This is a genomic window from Dryocola sharpae (genome assembly GCF_051307055.1).
GTDB lineage: Bacteria > Pseudomonadota > Gammaproteobacteria > Enterobacterales > Enterobacteriaceae > Dryocola.
Genome location: NZ_CP149994.1, coordinates 167,236 through 182,474, shown reverse-complemented (window position 1 = coordinate 182,474; position 15,239 = coordinate 167,236). Strand labels below are relative to the sequence as shown.

At 54.8% G+C, this 15,239-nt stretch carries 13 protein-coding genes; 5 read left to right on the top strand and 8 right to left on the bottom strand.

Annotation, left to right across the window (positions count from 1 at the left end; genetic code table 11):
- Positions 1 to 48 precede the first annotated feature (48 nt).
- Positions 49 to 447 carry a YdeI family stress tolerance OB fold protein gene (locus WLO31_RS00825; RefSeq protein ID WP_435928612.1) on the top strand — a complete coding sequence of 133 codons (399 nt, stop codon included), beginning with the start codon at positions 49 to 51 and terminating at the stop codon, positions 445 to 447.
- Between the two features lie 98 nt (positions 448 to 545).
- Here WLO31_RS00825 and WLO31_RS00820 read toward each other — a convergent pair whose 3' ends face one another.
- Positions 546 to 1,304 (bottom strand): SDR family NAD(P)-dependent oxidoreductase, encoded by a 759-nt coding sequence (locus WLO31_RS00820; protein ID WP_435928611.1) that lies wholly within the window; start codon positions 1,302 to 1,304, stop codon positions 546 to 548.
- Positions 1,305 to 1,423: 119 nt separating this feature from the next.
- On the opposite strand from WLO31_RS00820, the gene WLO31_RS00815 reads away from it, so the two are divergent.
- The 3 genes from WLO31_RS00815 to WLO31_RS00805 all read left to right on the top strand — a co-directional run bounded on the left by WLO31_RS00815 (position 1,424) and on the right by WLO31_RS00805 (position 5,025).
- Complete coding sequence (locus WLO31_RS00815; protein WP_435928609.1) at positions 1,424 to 2,323, top strand: LysR family transcriptional regulator; 900 nt, start codon at positions 1,424 to 1,426, stop codon at positions 2,321 to 2,323.
- Positions 2,324 to 2,375: 52 nt separating this feature from the next.
- Complete coding sequence (gene yhjD / locus WLO31_RS00810; protein ID WP_435928607.1) at positions 2,376 to 3,437, top strand: inner membrane protein YhjD; 1,062 nt, start codon at positions 2,376 to 2,378, stop codon at positions 3,435 to 3,437.
- A gap of 262 nt (positions 3,438 to 3,699) precedes the next feature.
- Positions 3,700 to 5,025: an MFS transporter gene (locus WLO31_RS00805; RefSeq protein ID WP_435928606.1), complete on the top strand. Its 1,326-nt coding sequence runs from the start codon at positions 3,700 to 3,702 to the stop codon at positions 5,023 to 5,025.
- Positions 5,026 to 5,210: 185 nt separating this feature from the next.
- On the opposite strand, the gene WLO31_RS00800 is transcribed toward WLO31_RS00805, so the two are convergent.
- From WLO31_RS00800 to pdeH, 4 genes are all read right to left on the bottom strand, one after another.
- Positions 5,211 to 5,519: a CcdB family protein gene (locus WLO31_RS00800; protein ID WP_435928605.1), complete on the bottom strand. Its 309-nt coding sequence runs from the start codon at positions 5,517 to 5,519 to the stop codon at positions 5,211 to 5,213.
- A 2-nt stretch (positions 5,520 to 5,521) separates the two neighbouring features.
- Entirely contained in the window at positions 5,522 to 5,761 is a 240-nt protein-coding gene (locus WLO31_RS00795) for a type II toxin-antitoxin system CcdA family antitoxin (protein ID WP_435928604.1), read from the bottom strand.
- A gap of 79 nt (positions 5,762 to 5,840) precedes the next feature.
- Positions 5,841 to 7,907, bottom strand: a complete 2,067-nt coding sequence (locus WLO31_RS00790) for an AsmA family protein (protein WP_435928603.1) — start codon at positions 7,905 to 7,907, stop codon at positions 5,841 to 5,843.
- 64 nt (positions 7,908 to 7,971) lie between these two features.
- The gene (pdeH, locus tag WLO31_RS00785) at positions 7,972 to 8,745 is read right to left on the bottom strand and encodes a cyclic-guanylate-specific phosphodiesterase (RefSeq protein WP_435928602.1); all 774 of its coding nucleotides are present in this window, start codon (positions 8,743 to 8,745) and stop codon (positions 7,972 to 7,974) included.
- Positions 8,746 to 8,978: 233 nt separating this feature from the next.
- Here pdeH and WLO31_RS00780 point away from each other — a divergent pair, with 233 nt between their 5' ends.
- On the top strand, positions 8,979 to 9,911 hold the full coding sequence (locus WLO31_RS00780; RefSeq protein WP_435928601.1) for a sugar kinase: 933 nt from the start codon (positions 8,979 to 8,981) through the stop codon (positions 9,909 to 9,911).
- 134 nt (positions 9,912 to 10,045) lie between these two features.
- Here WLO31_RS00780 and WLO31_RS00775 read toward each other — a convergent pair whose 3' ends face one another.
- The 3 genes from WLO31_RS00775 to hmsP all read right to left on the bottom strand — a co-directional run bounded on the left by WLO31_RS00775 (position 10,046) and on the right by hmsP (position 15,205).
- Positions 10,046 to 11,530: a M16 family metallopeptidase gene (locus WLO31_RS00775; RefSeq protein WP_435928600.1), complete on the bottom strand. Its 1,485-nt coding sequence runs from the start codon at positions 11,528 to 11,530 to the stop codon at positions 10,046 to 10,048.
- Positions 11,531 to 11,747: 217 nt separating this feature from the next.
- Complete coding sequence (locus WLO31_RS00770; protein WP_435928599.1) at positions 11,748 to 13,034, bottom strand: dicarboxylate/amino acid:cation symporter; 1,287 nt, start codon at positions 13,032 to 13,034, stop codon at positions 11,748 to 11,750.
- 176 nt (positions 13,035 to 13,210) lie between these two features.
- Entirely contained in the window at positions 13,211 to 15,205 is a 1,995-nt protein-coding gene (gene hmsP / locus WLO31_RS00765; RefSeq protein WP_435928598.1) for a biofilm formation regulator HmsP, read from the bottom strand.
- Positions 15,206 to 15,239: the final 34 nt, after the last annotated feature.

Here is a 15,239-nt window from a genome sequence, read left to right as displayed (position 1 = left end):
TGCCAGGCTTAACGGGTGTAAGCCGACGTTCAAGTTTAAGGAGTAACTATGAAGAAAATTCTGGTCATAGCGGGAATCAGCGCCGTACTTAGCCTGCCGGTGATGGCAGACGATCAGGGCGGTTTTAAAACCGATGCGGCCCCGCCGCCGCCGCATGCGATGGATAAAGGCTATCGCGGCATGGAGGATGCCAGAGGGATGACGGTCGTGCAGGCCAAAGCGATGCACGACGGAGCAACCATATCGCTGACCGGCAACATCATTAAAAAAACGGGTGAAGACAGATACCAGTTCAGGGATAAAACCGGCACCCTTGATGTCCATATCCCGCAAGCCGTGTTCGACGAGCGAAAACTTAGCCCGGATGAACTGGTCGCTATTAACGGCACGCTGGATAAGAAACAGAAGCCTGTCGTTATGAAAGTGGATCATTTTCAGAAACAATAGGGCCTGCAGGGCAGGTAAGCAAAACGCCAGCCACCGGCAGCACGGCGGGTGGCGCGCTGCTTACCCGCCATGCAAAAACGCCTGAACCCAGCCGACGGTTATAAAAACATCCCGCCCGAAACTTCAATACGCTGCGCGTTCGCCCAGCCCAGCTCATCGCTCAGAATGGCGGCCATCGCGCTACCGATATCATCCGGCTGGCCGACGCGTCCCAAAGCGGTTTGCGCAGCGATAGCGTTACTGACCTGTTCGTTATCACGCACCACGCCGCCGCCGAAATCTGTCGCAATGGCGCCCGGCGCAATAATGTTTACCGCGATGCCCCACGCGCCCAGCTCTTTAGCCTGGTAGCGCGTCAGCACTTCCATCGCCCCTTTCATGGCGGCGTACGCGGCTTTGCCTGGCAGGGCAAAGCGTGTCAGGCCGGTTGAGACGTTCAGAATGCGACCGCCGTTTTTAATCAGCGGCAGCAGGTGCTGCGTCAGGAAGAATGGCCCTTTCAGATGGATATTCATTAATTCATCGAACTGCGCTTCCGTTGTTTTTTCGAACGCCGCATCAAGGCCGATCCCGGCGTTGTTTAATAAATAATCAAACGAGTCGCGCTGCCAGACATGCTGCAGCTGCTGTTTTACTTCTGCTGCAAAGTCTGCAAACGTTGCACTTTCGGCGACGTTAAGCTGAATAGCCGCCGCTTTTACGCCTTTTAGCTCAATTTCGCGTACCACATCCTGCGCTTCGGTCCGTTTGCTGTTATAGGTCAGGATAATATTGATTCCTTTCTCCGCCAGCTTCAGCGCTGCGTTTTTACCTAACCCCCGGCTCCCGCCGGTCACTAATGCGATAGTCTGCTGCATGATTTGCCTCACTGGTGGTTGTTGGATGATTGAGGTAAAGCTTATTAGCTGCTACAAAATCAATAAAGGATGCCAGTTGCGCATCACTGTTTCGCTACAAACAACAATGTGTGGCTAAAGTGGATAAAATACACGCAATGCAATTGTTCCTCAGGGTGGCGGAGCTTGAGAGTTTTTCCCGCGCCGCAGACACGCTTGGGCTCCCTAAAGGTAGCGTATCGCGGCAGATTCAGGCGCTGGAAAGCCTGCTTGGCACGCGTTTGCTCTACCGGACCACGCGCCGCGTTCAGCTCACTCAGGATGGAATGGTTTACTACGAGCGCTGCCGGGATTTACTGGCGAACCTCGAAGAACTCGACGGTCTTTTTTTGCACGATCCTTCAAGCATCAGCGGGCGGCTGCGTGTAGATATGCCGCTATCGGTGGCAAAGGATCTTGTCATGCCTAAATTACCGGCGTTTTTACAGCAGTATCCCGGCATTGAGCTGGAACTTTCCAGCAGCGACAGGCTGGTGGATGTCGTACGCGAAGGCTTTGACTGCGTGGTGCGGGTGGGCCAGTTAAAAGATTCCGGCCTGGTCGCGCGCAGCCTTGGCAAACTGACGCAGATCAACTGCGCCAGCCCCGATTATCTGGCGCGTTTTGGCTATCCGGAAACTCTCGACGATCTCGCCTCGCACGCCGTAGTGCATTACGCATTAAATCTCGGTACGCGCCCGCAAGGGTTTGAATACGTGGCCGATAAAACCACGCGGTGGATTAAAACCGGGGGCGTCGTTACCGTAAACAGCACCGAAACCTACCGTGCGTCCTGCCTCGCCGGGCTGGGGATTATTCAGGTGCCGCGTACAGGTGTCAAAGCGCTGCTGAAGAGCAAAAAACTGGTAGAAATTCTGCCGCAGTATCGCGCCGCGCCGATGCCTGTTTCACTGCTTTATCCGCACCGCCGCAACCTTTCGCGCCGGGTACATCTGTTTATGGAATGGCTGACAGACGTAATGAAAGCCTATGTAGATTAACGTTGCAGCTATAATTTTCTTAAGATGTGGAAAAATATATAAGGAAAATTTAATGACGGACAAGCAGGACCAGCGCCCTACCGACTCGCTCGATTACGAACCGGTTGCCAAATTTCAGACGGAACCTAAGCCCGAAAGCCCTCCCGCCGGGCAGCCCGATGAGTCGGCGCCGCTGGTCAACATCACCACCAGTAACGAAACGGTAAACAACACGATTGCCACCGTAAACAAAGCGGCCCGGCGTCCGATGGTGGCGCATCTTTTGCGTGCCACCGAGCGCTTTAACGACCGCCTCGGCAATCAGTTTGGCGCGGCGATAACCTATTTTTCGTTTTTATCGCTGATCCCCATCATGATGGTGGCTTTTGCCGCCGGGGGTTATATCCTCGCCTCGCATCCCACGCTGCTGCAGGATATCTTTAATAAGATCTTTGAGAACGTCAGCGATCCGACGCTTGCCACCACGCTGAAAAGCACCATAAGTACCGCCGTTCAGCAGCGCACAGCGGTCGGCCTGGTGGGGTTGCTGGTTGCGCTTTATTCCGGCATTAACTGGATGGGTAACCTGCGCGAGGCCATTCGCGCCCAGTCGCGTGATAAATGGGAACGCAGCCCGCAGGATAATGAGAAATTCTGGATGAAGTATCTGCGCGATTTTATTTCGCTGATTGGCCTGCTGATCGCGCTGATTATCACCCTTTCCATTACCTCTGTTGCCGGCTCGGCGCAGGATACCATCATCAGCCTGCTGCACCTGGACGGCATTGACTGGCTCAAACCGGTCTGGTACCTGGTGGGGCTGACTATCTCCATTCTCGCCAACTATCTTCTTTTCTTCTGGATATTCTGGCGCCTGCCGCGCCATCGCCCACGTAAAAAAGCGCTGATACGCGGCACCTTCATTGCGGCGATTGGTTTTGAGGCCATCAAGATAATCATGACCTACAGCCTGCCAAAGCTTGTCAGCTCGCCGTCCGGCGCGGCTTTTGGCTCTGTATTAGGGCTGATGGCGTTCTTCTATTTCTTTGCGCGCTTAACGCTATTCTGCGCGGCATGGATTGCCACCGCCGAGTATAAAGACGACCCGCGCATGCCGGGGAAATCGCACAGGTAGCCCAGCTTTTTTCCTCTCCTCCGGGAGAGGAAAAGCAAATCAGCACATAAATCCAGCCTGTAACTTTTATTTAACCAAAAAGCAGTTTTATCCCCTGGTTTACAGACATTACCCAGAATTATATAGATGCATCCCGCCGGGACTAAAAATTATCCGCTTTATGTACAAATCTCGCACAAATCCGACAGGGGAGCCGCATTGAAATAAGGCTTTTGCTATGCGTAATATGGCCGTTCGTTGGTCCAATAAATAAGAAAAAATTATGCAAGCATCCATTGCCACAACTATCGAGAGCGAGGCTGACGCCACGCCGGTTAACTCACGGGGAAAAGTTGTCGTTGCCTCTCTGGTCGGCACGGCCATTGAATTCTTCGACTTCTACATCTATGCCACTGCGGCAGTGATTGTCTTTCCGCACATTTTCTTTCCGCAGGGCGATCCAACAGCCGCAACGCTACAGTCGCTGGCGACCTTCGCCATCGCCTTTATTGCACGCCCGATTGGCTCCGCGCTGTTTGGCCACTTTGGCGACCGCGTAGGCCGCAAGGTAACGCTTGTCGCTTCACTGCTGACGATGGGGCTTTCTACCGTGGTTATCGGCCTGCTGCCGGGCTACGAAAGCATCGGCGTTATGGCGCCGCTGCTGCTGGCGCTTGCGCGTTTCGGGCAGGGTCTGGGCCTGGGCGGCGAATGGGGCGGCGCGGCATTACTGGCAACGGAAAACGCTCCGCCGCGTAAACGCGCGCTCTACGGCTCCTTCCCGCAGCTGGGCGCGCCGATTGGCTTCTTCTTCGCTAACGGCACATTCCTGCTGCTCTCCTGGCTGCTGACCGACGAGCAGTTTATGGCCTGGGGCTGGCGCGTACCTTTTATCCTGTCGGCGATTCTGGTTATCATCGGCCTGTATGTTCGCGTTTCGCTGCATGAAACGCCGGTGTTTGCCAAAATCGCCAAAGCGGGCAAGCAGGTAAAAGTGCCGATGGGCACGCTGCTGACGAAGCACCTGAAGGCGACCATCCTGGGCACCTTTATCATGCTCGCCACTTACACCCTGTTCTACATCATGACGGTCTACTCCATGACCTTCAGCACCGCCGCCGTACCGGTCGGCCTTGGCTTCTCGCGCAACGACGTGCTGTGGATGCTGATGATGGCGGTAATTGGTTTTGGGGTGATGGTGCCGATTGCGGGCTATCTGGCCGACGCGTTTGGCCGCCGTAAATGCATGATTGCGATCACCAGCCTGATAATTATCTTTGCTCTGTGTCTCTTCCAGCCGCTGCTGGGCTCCGGCAGTTCGACGCTGGTGATGGCGTTTCTGTTAATTGGCCTGAGCCTGATGGGGCTGACTTTTGGCCCGATGGGCGCGCTGCTGCCGGAACTGTTCCCGACGGAAGTGCGCTATACCGGCGCATCGTTCTCTTACAACATGTCTTCGATTCTGGGCGCGTCGGTAGCTCCTTATATCGCCACCTGGCTGCAGGCAAACTACGGTCTGTTCTACGTGGGCGTCTATCTGGCCGTCATGGCGGCGCTGACGCTGATTGCGCTGCTGCTGACCAAAGAGACTCGTCATCAGTCGCTGTAATGCAAAACAGCGCGGTTTAAGGCCGCGCTCAGAGGGATGACAAACAGCCGGAAAACGTGGTTTTCGGCTGTTTAAGGTAAGTCAGAAAACCTAATCCTTTGCTTTTACCGATCCAAATTAACGTACTTTTAAAAACGACAAACTTTGTCAATGACCTGAGCGCGGTTTAAAGCCGCGCTGTTATTTCAAAAACCATCAAAAATAAAATCCATTGCATCCTTAATCTCTGCCCGCCAGGGCATCGCGCTTCCTGCTTCTTCCCGAAGGATAGCCTTATCGACACTGGCCATTTCATGGGTCATTACGATGAAACGCTCTCCTTCAACTTCCACAACAGGGCAAATCCGTTCGGGCAGTTTTGCCTGAGCACAGGAGGAATGCACCAAAGGAATGACTATCCTTGTAGTAAGTAAATCAACCAGGTCGCTTTGTACGTCGATGAGATAAGGGTAGCGCTTGTTAGTGCTGCCATTGCGGTAAATATAATATTGCACGATCAGAACTTCCGATGTTCATCAGCAAAGTTTCCACACTGTTCCGTGATGCGATTGAGTTCCAGAAGCCCCTCACGGTTACGTTGCTTCCACTGCTGGCGTTCGATTTCCTCAAGATCCTGAGCAATAACAACGCTCAGGCGCTGCGACAAATTAAGGCCATGCGCGCGCGCGCGCGCGTAAAGCTCGTCGTCTATGGTGACACTTACGGTTCGTTTTTGGCTTTTGATTACGGCACTCATTGCATTACCTCTTGCTAAAAGCACGTGCTGCGCACACGTGCTTTTAGCACTATATAAGTGAGCCATACTTTGAGCAATTTTATTTCTTCATCTGCCCCAGAATGTTACGGCACTGATTATCGTTGCCCTCAGACGGTGAGATTAACGCCAGCAGCGCGGCGGCAGGCGTTACAAGCGTTGCCAGCGCGGCGGCGACTGCGCCACGGGCTATCAGCGGCCCGGCTTTTACACCAGCATCCGGATTTTTAAAGGTGCCGCGCACATAGAGCGGCGAGCGCAGGGTAACGATACGAATCCCCTTACTTTCCGGATTGATGGTTAAATCGAGCCGCTCGCTGGCGAAATTAGTGGTGCCCGTTACGTTAATCAGGGCGTTTTCGGTATCGAACGCGAAGATGCGTGGCGTAGCGATCCCGCCCCGTAAATCCAGGTTCGCCGCGGCGCAGTTAATCCTTACTTCCTCATCGCCAAAGATTTTCCCGACGATGTAGTTGCCTACGTTGAGGCCGACGATCTCCATCAGGTTACGGCTGATTAACCCGTCGTTCATCAGCAGCTTGAGGTTACCGTCGCTGCTGCCGAGCAGCGCTGCCACCGAATTACCGCGCCCGCGAATGTCCGCATCGCCGTTCAGCTCGCCAAGCGTTTTCTGCATCGATTCCACCTTTGGCATCAGCTGTTTTAACTGTAAGCGGCGCGCCTGAATATCCGCCCGGCCCTGCATCGGTTTTTTGTCGCCTTCGAGGTGGATATTGGCGTTGATGGTGCCGCCCGCCATGCCGAATTTGAGCGGCTGCAGGCGCAGATCGGCATTTTTGAGGATGATATGGGTGTTGAGATCGCTAAGCGGCAGCGTACCGCTGTGTTCGATACGCTTGCCTTTAAAGCGCACGTCCGCATCCATCACGTCCCATTTGTCCGTTTCAAAGCGGTCATAGGGCAGCACTTTATCGGCCGGCTGAACCGTCTTCTCGCCTTTTTTCTCTTCGGCTTTTTTGCTCTGCTGCGCGCCTTTACCGGAATCCACGCCGATGAGCGGTCCTAAATCCGCCAGCCGCAGCTGTCTGGATTCCAGCTCGCCTTCAAGCTTAGGACGCGGCTCGCCCTGGGAGTACGTCAGCGAGCCGTGAATATCGCTGTCGCCGATACGGCCATTAAAGTTCTGATAGCGATAGACCGAGCCTTTTTCCGTATCGATTTTCGCCAGCAGGTGGCCGTCGGTTTCAAACGGCGGCGTATCCGGCAGCAGCACGCCGGTCAGATCGTAGAGGTTACCCAGCGAATCGCCGGAGAACTTCAGCTGAAGATCGACGCCGCCCATTTTCATCGGGTTGTTAACAGTGCCGATTAACGCAACGCGGGAGTTGCCGGAATGGACATCCGCCTGCACAGGGAAAGCCGTGTCGCCTTCGCTACGCAACGCCAGCATGCCGCCGATTTTACCGGTGCCTTCAATCGGCTCGCCGTTATAGCGTCCGTCCACCTTCAAACCAAACACGTAATCGCCTGCTTTGGCGGCATCTTTCCCGGTTGGTTTTTTACCTGAAACTTCATTAAACGGCAGCGGCTTACCGAGCGGATCGACGATGATGACCATATCCGCCCTGGAGACCTTGTCATCAACGGAAATGCGGCCTTTATCGAACAGGATATTATCCATGCGGAACGACCAGGCAGACGGCGTCTGGTTCTGCTCTTTGTTTTCATCGCCTGCCAGTTTGAACGTCCAGTTATTGTTCTTTTCGGACAGGCGGATGAGCCGCGCATCGGGTTTGACCAGCTTGATCCACGGGATATAAACGGTTTTGGTGAGCAGCGCCAAAGGCGCAAGAGTGGCATCTACGCGCGGCAGGTGCACCATAGTGACTTCAGGAATATCAGGGGGATTACCGAGAATAATATCTTCAGCGTGCACATGCGGCCAGGGCACCCAGCTTCGCCAGCCGGTTTCCTCTTTATTACGCTCCCACGCCACGCCCAAATCGCCGCGTATGGCAAAAGGACGATTAAGTTCCGTCGAGACTTTTTGGTTGATGGTCGGTTTGAGTCGATTCCAGTCAAACGTAGCGATCACGATGATAGCTATCACAACCAACAACAATAAAATCCCGACTACTGCACTGATAATTTTACCTGTTTTTGACATGCCCTTCCCTCTTCCCGAGCTGGCTTACCTTAACTAAAGATAGTTTAGGGTAGCCAAAACGGCATCAGGGAAGGCGAATCAGTATGTTTTTCAGATTTTCAAAAGGAACGGGACGGGACAGATAGTAGCCCTGGGCGGCAAAAGCCGGGGAGGCCTGAACGTCACGCCACTCGTCTAACGTTTCAATTCCTTCGACAATCACGCCCTTACAGTAGCGGTTCATCAGCTGCAGCAGCATGGTAAACAAAGTGCGGCCTTCGTCGCTTTTACGCAGCATGATAAACAGATCGCGCGCAACTTTGATGTAGTCGTATCGCACTTCGCTAAGCGCTGAGAAATTCGCCATGCCCGTGCCAAAATCGTCAAGCCACAGCGGGCCGAACTCGTGCAGATGCGCAAGCGTCGCGGCCTGCGGCTGGGTGATGTGTTCCACCAGCTCGAAGCGCACCCAGGGAAGCCTGTCGATAAGCGTCAGAATCGGCCGGTGATGTTTCATCGCCATCAGCGTAGGGCCATCGACGTTTACCGAGGCCAGAATGCCGTGCCCAAGGAAAGTGGATTGCCACTTTTCCAGCAGGTGCAGCTGCTCTTCAATCACGCTCAGGCGGCTGCGTGTAGAAATAGATAAAAAATAACGATCCGGAGGAATACGGACCTCTTTCTCACTCGGATGCGTCACAATGGTCAGCAGCTCCACTGCCATCAACGTCCCGTCAATCTTATAGATCGGCTGAAAAGTATATTCCCGCTGGCACTGTAACCAAAACCGTCTTTCCTGCAAACTTTCGACACTCGCTTCAGCCGTATTAAGCCGGTGAGTAATCTGCTTCAACTTCATCCTGCACGTCCTGTTTGACTTGATAACTCAGATGGCCCGTCGAAAGGTTATCGGCGTGGCGATTGATAACTTTATGTTCATCATCGGCGCAAAGCGCCCGGGATAAATTTCCGCCAATTCTTCAATAAGCTGGCCCAACCCTGATTTTTCCGAAACGCTGTTTTAAACTGGTTGACTCATTTTTGGGCACGGCTCAAACTATTCATCATTTCACTTATGCAGGTCTTCTGATTATGCCAACCCGGAAAATTGCCGTTATCGGCGAATGTATGATTGAACTGTCGGAAAAGGGTGCGGAAGTTAACCGCGGCTTTGGCGGCGACACCCTTAATACCTCGGTCTATATTGCCCGTCAGGTTGCGGCAAACGATCTTGAAGTTCACTACGTTACCGCGCTGGGGGAGGATAGCTTCAGCCAGCAGATGCTGGATACGTGGCAAAAAGAGCATGTCCACACCACGCTTACCCAGCGTCTGGAAAATCGACTGCCTGGCCTCTATTACATCGAAACGGACGCCAGCGGCGAGCGCACCTTCTATTACTGGCGTAACGAAGCGGCAGCCCGTTTCTGGCTGGAGAGCGAGCAGGCCGACGCGATCTGCGCCAAGCTGGCACAATTTGACTATCTCTATCTGAGCGGCATCAGCCTTGCCATTCTTAACCCGGCCAGCCGGGAAAAATTAATGACGCTGTTGGGCAAAGCGCGCGCTAACGACTGCAGGGTGATTTTCGACAACAACTATCGTCCGCGTCTGTGGGCGAGCAAGGAAGAGACGCAGAAGGTTTATCAGCAGATGCTGAGCTATACGGATATCGCCTTCCTGACGCTGGACGATGAGGATCTGCTGTGGGGCGAGAAGCCGGCGGAAGAGGTCATTACCCGTACTCAGGCAGCAGGCGTGCGTGAAGTGGTGATTAAACGCGGCGCAGAATCTTGCCTGGTGGCCATTCAGGGCGAACCGCTACTGGAAGTGCCTGCCGTTAAATTACCGAAAGAGAAAGTGGTTGATACAACCGCGGCCGGAGATTCATTCAGCGCCGGGTATCTGGCCGTCCGTCTGACCGGCGGTAACGCCGAAGCGGCAGCAAAACGCGGGCACTTAACGGCGAGCACCGTAATCCAGTATCGTGGGGCAATTATTCCTCAGGCAGCGATGCCTGCGTAAGGCGCTATTCGCTCACTATAACCTCCTCCCCCAAAGGGGCGGGAGGTTTTTTCGACTTAACCCTTTTTCACAAGAGACGAAGGGTGCTCTTTCCCCTCTCCCTTGCAGGAAGAGGGCCGGAGCGAGGATAAAGATCACTGCGCAGGCGGAATATCCGACACATCCTGCTTAGGATTATCCGTCAGCGGCGGCGTCTGTGGAGGCGACATGACTTTCTCCCATGTCCCCTGCAGCTCCTTCATATTAAACTCCGCCTCGCCCTGCGGCTGCAGCAGCACCAGGGACATATCCTGCGACAGCTGCTGACGCAGATCCTGGTTAAGCAGCGTAAGCGTCAGGCTATTCAGGAAATTCTGACGCAGCTTCTGATACTGCTCCGGCGCGATATCCACGACCTGATTTTGCAGCGAACGCATGCGCTGGCTAATCAGCACATCGGTATCGGTGCGGGCGTAGGTGGCAAACAGTTTCGTCAGCTCCATCTTCTTCTGCGCAATCAGCGCGTCAAACTCCTCCTGCGACAGCCCTTTATCCCGCACACGCACCAGCTCGCGCCCTACGGTTGCCAGGTTGCCGTTAAGCTTATCATTCGGCGTTTCCAGATTGATGCCGCACTGCGCGCGCAGGTACAGCACGCGGCAGTCAAAGCTCAGGTTAAGATCTTTAGCATTCCCTTTACTGAGATTCTGCTGCACATGCCAGAACAGCGCCTCACGGGCCAGGTCGGCACGCCAGTAGCGCAGCAGCGTTGCGGAATCACGGATTGGCTGCCACGGATTGTCCCACATCAGCGACAGGCGATCCTGACGCACGCTCCCGGTCATCAGGCTGACCGGCTTGGGCTTAAGCGGGGAAAGCGTTGGCACCGGGGCGGGCGTTTCGCGTTTGCCCTCCAGCCCGCCAAAGATTTTATTGATCTGTTCAGCAACGCTGCGGCTGTCTATATTACCGACCACGATGAGAGTCATGGCGTCCGGGGTGTACCATTTTTTATAGAAGGCGTTGAGCTGTGCGGCATCGACCGGCTGTTTTAAATCTTCGGCAGGATCGTGGCCCAGCAGCGTGGAACCTTTCAGCCGGTAGCGCCACCAGCTATCCCGGGTGTCCATCGGCCAGGTCGCGACCATATCCTGCGTTTGCAAAGCGGTATCTACGGTTTCAGGCGTCACCGCCATACTGCCGCTGCTGTCGGCAAGAAACGTCAGCGCTTCTTTGAGCAAATCATTGCGGTTATTCGGCAGGCTAAGATTAAACAGCGTGAAGTCATAAGAGACGATAGCCGGCGGCAGGGGACGCGCCGGGTCCACGCTCTGCTGCCATAAAGAACGGGCCTGCAAGGGCTGCAGGCTGCCGTGTTGCGTCAGCGCCAGACGCGGCAAAAAGTGGCTGTAGCCGCTCTGCTGGGTGCTCTCAGTTAAGGAGCCGGTATTGACCAACAGACGAACTTCTATACGATCGCTGGGGCGCTGCGGCGTAGCAAGAACCTGCCATTGAAAACCATTTGCCAGCTGGCCTTCCTGCCATGCCGGGTCGGGCTGTAGCGTTTCTGCCTGCACATTACCGGCGGCGGCGACCAACAGCAATCCGCCAGCTAAGAGTCGAATTTTGGTGCCCTGCATGTGAACCCCTGAGAAACATTCCTGGTTAAAAAGTATAACGACGGTGCAGACTTACCTGAAAAAGCCGACGTTGGTGACGTTTCACCATTCCGTTTGACCGCATTTGTGCGAAAACGTCACGTAAAAAATAAAAAAATAGCCAGCAGCTACCGTAATGAGGGGTAATTATGCGCAGCCACCCGCAGCGAGGGCAAGTCGCTGCGGGTAATTGGGAGGATTAAGGGGAGACTTCGGTCACTTTTTTGGCGGAATGTTTATTACCAAGCGTTTCTTTAAGTTGCTTTTCATCCAGCTGCTTAACCCATTTCGCCACGACGATTGTCGCCACGCCGTTACCGACCAGGTTAGTCAGCGCGCGCGCTTCAGACATAAAGCGATCGATGCCGAGAATCAGCGCCAGGCCCGCCACCGGTAAATGCCCCACGGCGGAGATGGTGGCCGCGAGCACGATAAACCCGCTTCCTGTCACGCCCGCCGCCCCTTTGGAAGAGAGCAGCAGCACCACCAGCAGCGTGATTTGATGGAAGATATCCATGTGGCTGTTGGTCGCCTGGGCGATAAACACCGCCGCCATCGTCAGGTATATCGAGGTCCCGTCCAGGTTAAAGGAGTAGCCCGTCGGGATAACCAGCCCCACAACCGATTTGCGACAGCCAAGCTTCTCCATTTTGTCGAGCATACGCGGCAGCGCGGACTCGGAGGAAGACGTGCCGAGCACGATCAGCAACTCTTCTCTGATGTAGCGGATAAACTTGAAAATATTAAAGCCGGTAACGCGTGCGATAGTACCCAGCACCAGCACCACAAACAGGATGCAGGTTATATAGAAGCAGAGGATAAGCTGACCGAGCTGCACCAGCGAGCCGACGCCGTATTTACCGATGGTAAACGCCATCGCCCCGAAAGCGCCGATCGGCGCCAGGCGCATAATCATATTGATGATGCCAAAAATAACCTGCGAGAAGCTTTCGATAACGTTGAAAATCAACTGGCCCTTGTGGCCCAGGCGATGCAGCGCAAAGCCAAAAAGCACCGCAAACATCAGCACCTGCAAAATATTACCGCTGGCAAAGGCGCCAATCACGCTGCCGGGGATCACATCTAACAGAAACGCTACCACGCCCTGCTGCTGCGCCTGTTCGGCGTACATGGCCACGGCTTTGGCATCAAGCGTCGAGGGATCGACGTTCATACCGGCGCCCGGCTGCAGCACGTTAACCACCACCAGGCCGATAATCAGCGCGATGGTGCTGACCACTTCGAAGTAGAGCAGCGCTACCGCGCCGGTACGCCCTACGGCTTTCATGCTTTCCATACCCGCAATGCCGGTTACCACGGTACAGAAGATAACGGGCGCGATGATCATTTTAATGAGCTTGACGAAGGCATCGCCAAGCGGTTTCATCTGCGCGCCCAGCTCCGGATAAAAGTGCCCAAGCAAAATACCTATGGCAATTGCGGTCAGCACCTGAAAGTAGAGGCTTTTAAAGAGAGAGATTTTCATAGGGTGTCCTTGAGAGGAGAATTTCCGTCGCGCCGCGTTAATTTGCCTTACGGCACGCGGCTGGAAAAATAGCACCCATAAAAAATGCGGGACGTGATACAGCGCTAATTTGGCAACAAAATTGTTAAATTATTGCGCTGGCTCGCACCAGCTCAATAACATTTGCAACAAGGATGCTACTCAATCGGCGCGGATAAGTAGCGGAATTCAAACTCTTCAAGCGTCAGGGCTCTGGAGAACAGATAGCCCTGCGCTATAGTCACCTCTTCGGCCAGCAGCCAGTCGCGCTGGGCGGCCAGCTCCACGCCTTCCGCGACCAGCTTCAGGCCGAGCGTTTTGGCCATCGCGACAATCACGCTGACCATCGCCCCGTCTTCCGGCAGGCCGCTGACAAAACTTTTGTCGATTTTCAGCGCGTCTATCGGCAGGGACTTCATATGATGCAGATGGCGCAGGCTGGCGTAGCCCATGCCAAAATCATCCAGCGCGATCCTCACGCCCGCTTTCCGCAGCGGACGCAGCATTTTCACCGCGGCGTCCGGGTCATCGATGCGGCGGCTTTCTGTGATTTCCAGAATCAGCGAGCCGGGCTGAATGCGGTACCGCGCGAGCATTTCCAGCAGCGACGGGACCGTCGCCTCATGCAGCAGCTGCAGCGCCGACAGATTAACGGAGAGCGGCATGGTGATACCGCGTTTTTGCCAGGCTGAAAGCGTACGGCAGCTCTCTTCAAGTATCCATGCGCCGACAGTCACCATCAGCCCGCAGGCTTCTATACGCTCGATCAGCCCTTCCGGCAAAGCCCATGAGCCGTCAGGTTGCTGCATACGCAGCAGCACCTCCGCGCTCACCGTCTCGCCGCTGCGCATATTTACCTGCGGCTGTAGCCAAACCGCCAGCTGCTGCTGTTCAAGCGCGTGCAGGATGTCTTGCTCTTCCGTCAGGCGGCGCTGCGCTTTTTCCATCTGTTCCGGATCGAAGAAATGGATCTGGTTTTTACCGTGACGACGAGCGGAAAACGCGGCGGAAACCGCACGGCGATAAAGCTGTTCCGCCGTAAGCCCGCCGTGATACATCGCGATACCAATGCTGGCGGTCGGCCTGAGCTGCAGTCCGTTAATCGGCAGTTTTTCATTAAGCGCCGCCATGAGCTGCTGCGCCAGCGCCATGGCATGCCAGGCGTCTTTTATGCCGTGGGCGATAATGCCGAAGTCGTTCCCGCTAAGCTGCGCCAGCACCATCTTCGGCGGCAGCACGCTTTTAATTTTGCTCACCATCGTCAGCAGCAGCGTTTCGCGCTGCTCTTCGTTAAGCACGCCGGCGGCGTCGCCCAGCGTTTCGCTGGTGATTATCATCAGCACGTTGTTTTTCTCGCTCGCTACCAGTTGCTCAAGCAGCGCCAGCAGCAGGGTCTTATTTGGCAGATCCGTCACCGCGTGACGGGTGCTCATCACGTTCATTTCCTGATGCAGACGCAGCGCCATCTGCTGGTTACGGTTATAGCTGCGCACCAGCATGCCTATCTCGTCATCGTGATGCAGCGGCGGCAGCTTGAGCTGATGCCCTCCCGCATCCTGCGGGCTGAGACCATCCAGCTCGCGGGCAATCTTCCGCAGCGGATGGATAATCAAACGGTTAATCGACCAGCTGATCGCCACGGATAAAATCAACGCCAGCAGCAGATAAGTGGTCAGCAGCGTGGATATGGTGCTGATGATGAATTTGTACATCCGCCAGGAATCCGCCTGCAGCACCAGGTAAGCCAGCGGCTGCGGGTTTGCCGGGCGTTCTAACGAATAAAGCGGCAGAGAAATTTGTACCGGCAGCTCAAACAGACGCGCCATCCAGACCGGGATGGTGTGCTCTGGCGCAAAGCTTTTGCGCAGGGCCTGGAACTGGTTAGGCAGCACAACATCCGCCCGGCTGATAATGCCGGAAGGCTGAATTTGATTAAGAATAGCCTCCGCCTGGGGTATATCGGCTTTGAGGACGGCTTCAGACAGGGGCAGACGCACCGAATGGGCAATTTTTTCCATCTGGCTTGCGGTGTCGTAGCGGCTTTGCTGCACAAAGTGAAAAAGCTGCACGACGATAAAAATAAAAATAAACGCCACGGCGACGGCTGACACCATCGCCATTTGTTTAATCGTTAAGGAACGACTGACTCGCAAGCTTACTCTCCGCTGTTTCTGGCCCGCCTGAAAT

Bases quoted from the DNA above. Each gene is read 5' to 3' on its own strand.
- WLO31_RS00825 (WP_435928612.1), top strand. From the start codon at position 49: ATGAAGAAAATTCTGGTCATAGCGGGAATCAGCGCCGTACTTAGCCTG.
- WLO31_RS00820 (WP_435928611.1), bottom strand. From the start codon at position 1,304: ATGCAGCAGACTATCGCATTAGTGACCGGCGGGAGCCGGGGGTTAGGT.
- yhjD (WP_435928607.1), top strand. From the start codon at position 2,376: ATGACGGACAAGCAGGACCAGCGCCCTACCGACTCGCTCGATTACGAA.
- WLO31_RS00805 (WP_435928606.1), top strand. From the start codon at position 3,700: ATGCAAGCATCCATTGCCACAACTATCGAGAGCGAGGCTGACGCCACG.
- WLO31_RS00795 (WP_435928604.1), bottom strand. From the start codon at position 5,761: ATGAGTGCCGTAATCAAAAGCCAAAAACGAACCGTAAGTGTCACCATA.
- WLO31_RS00790 (WP_435928603.1), bottom strand. From the start codon at position 7,907: ATGTCAAAAACAGGTAAAATTATCAGTGCAGTAGTCGGGATTTTATTG.
- pdeH (WP_435928602.1), bottom strand. From the start codon at position 8,745: ATGAAGTTGAAGCAGATTACTCACCGGCTTAATACGGCTGAAGCGAGT.
- WLO31_RS00780 (WP_435928601.1), top strand. From the start codon at position 8,979: ATGCCAACCCGGAAAATTGCCGTTATCGGCGAATGTATGATTGAACTG.
- WLO31_RS00775 (WP_435928600.1), bottom strand. From the start codon at position 11,530: ATGCAGGGCACCAAAATTCGACTCTTAGCTGGCGGATTGCTGTTGGTC.
- WLO31_RS00770 (WP_435928599.1), bottom strand. From the start codon at position 13,034: ATGAAAATCTCTCTCTTTAAAAGCCTCTACTTTCAGGTGCTGACCGCA.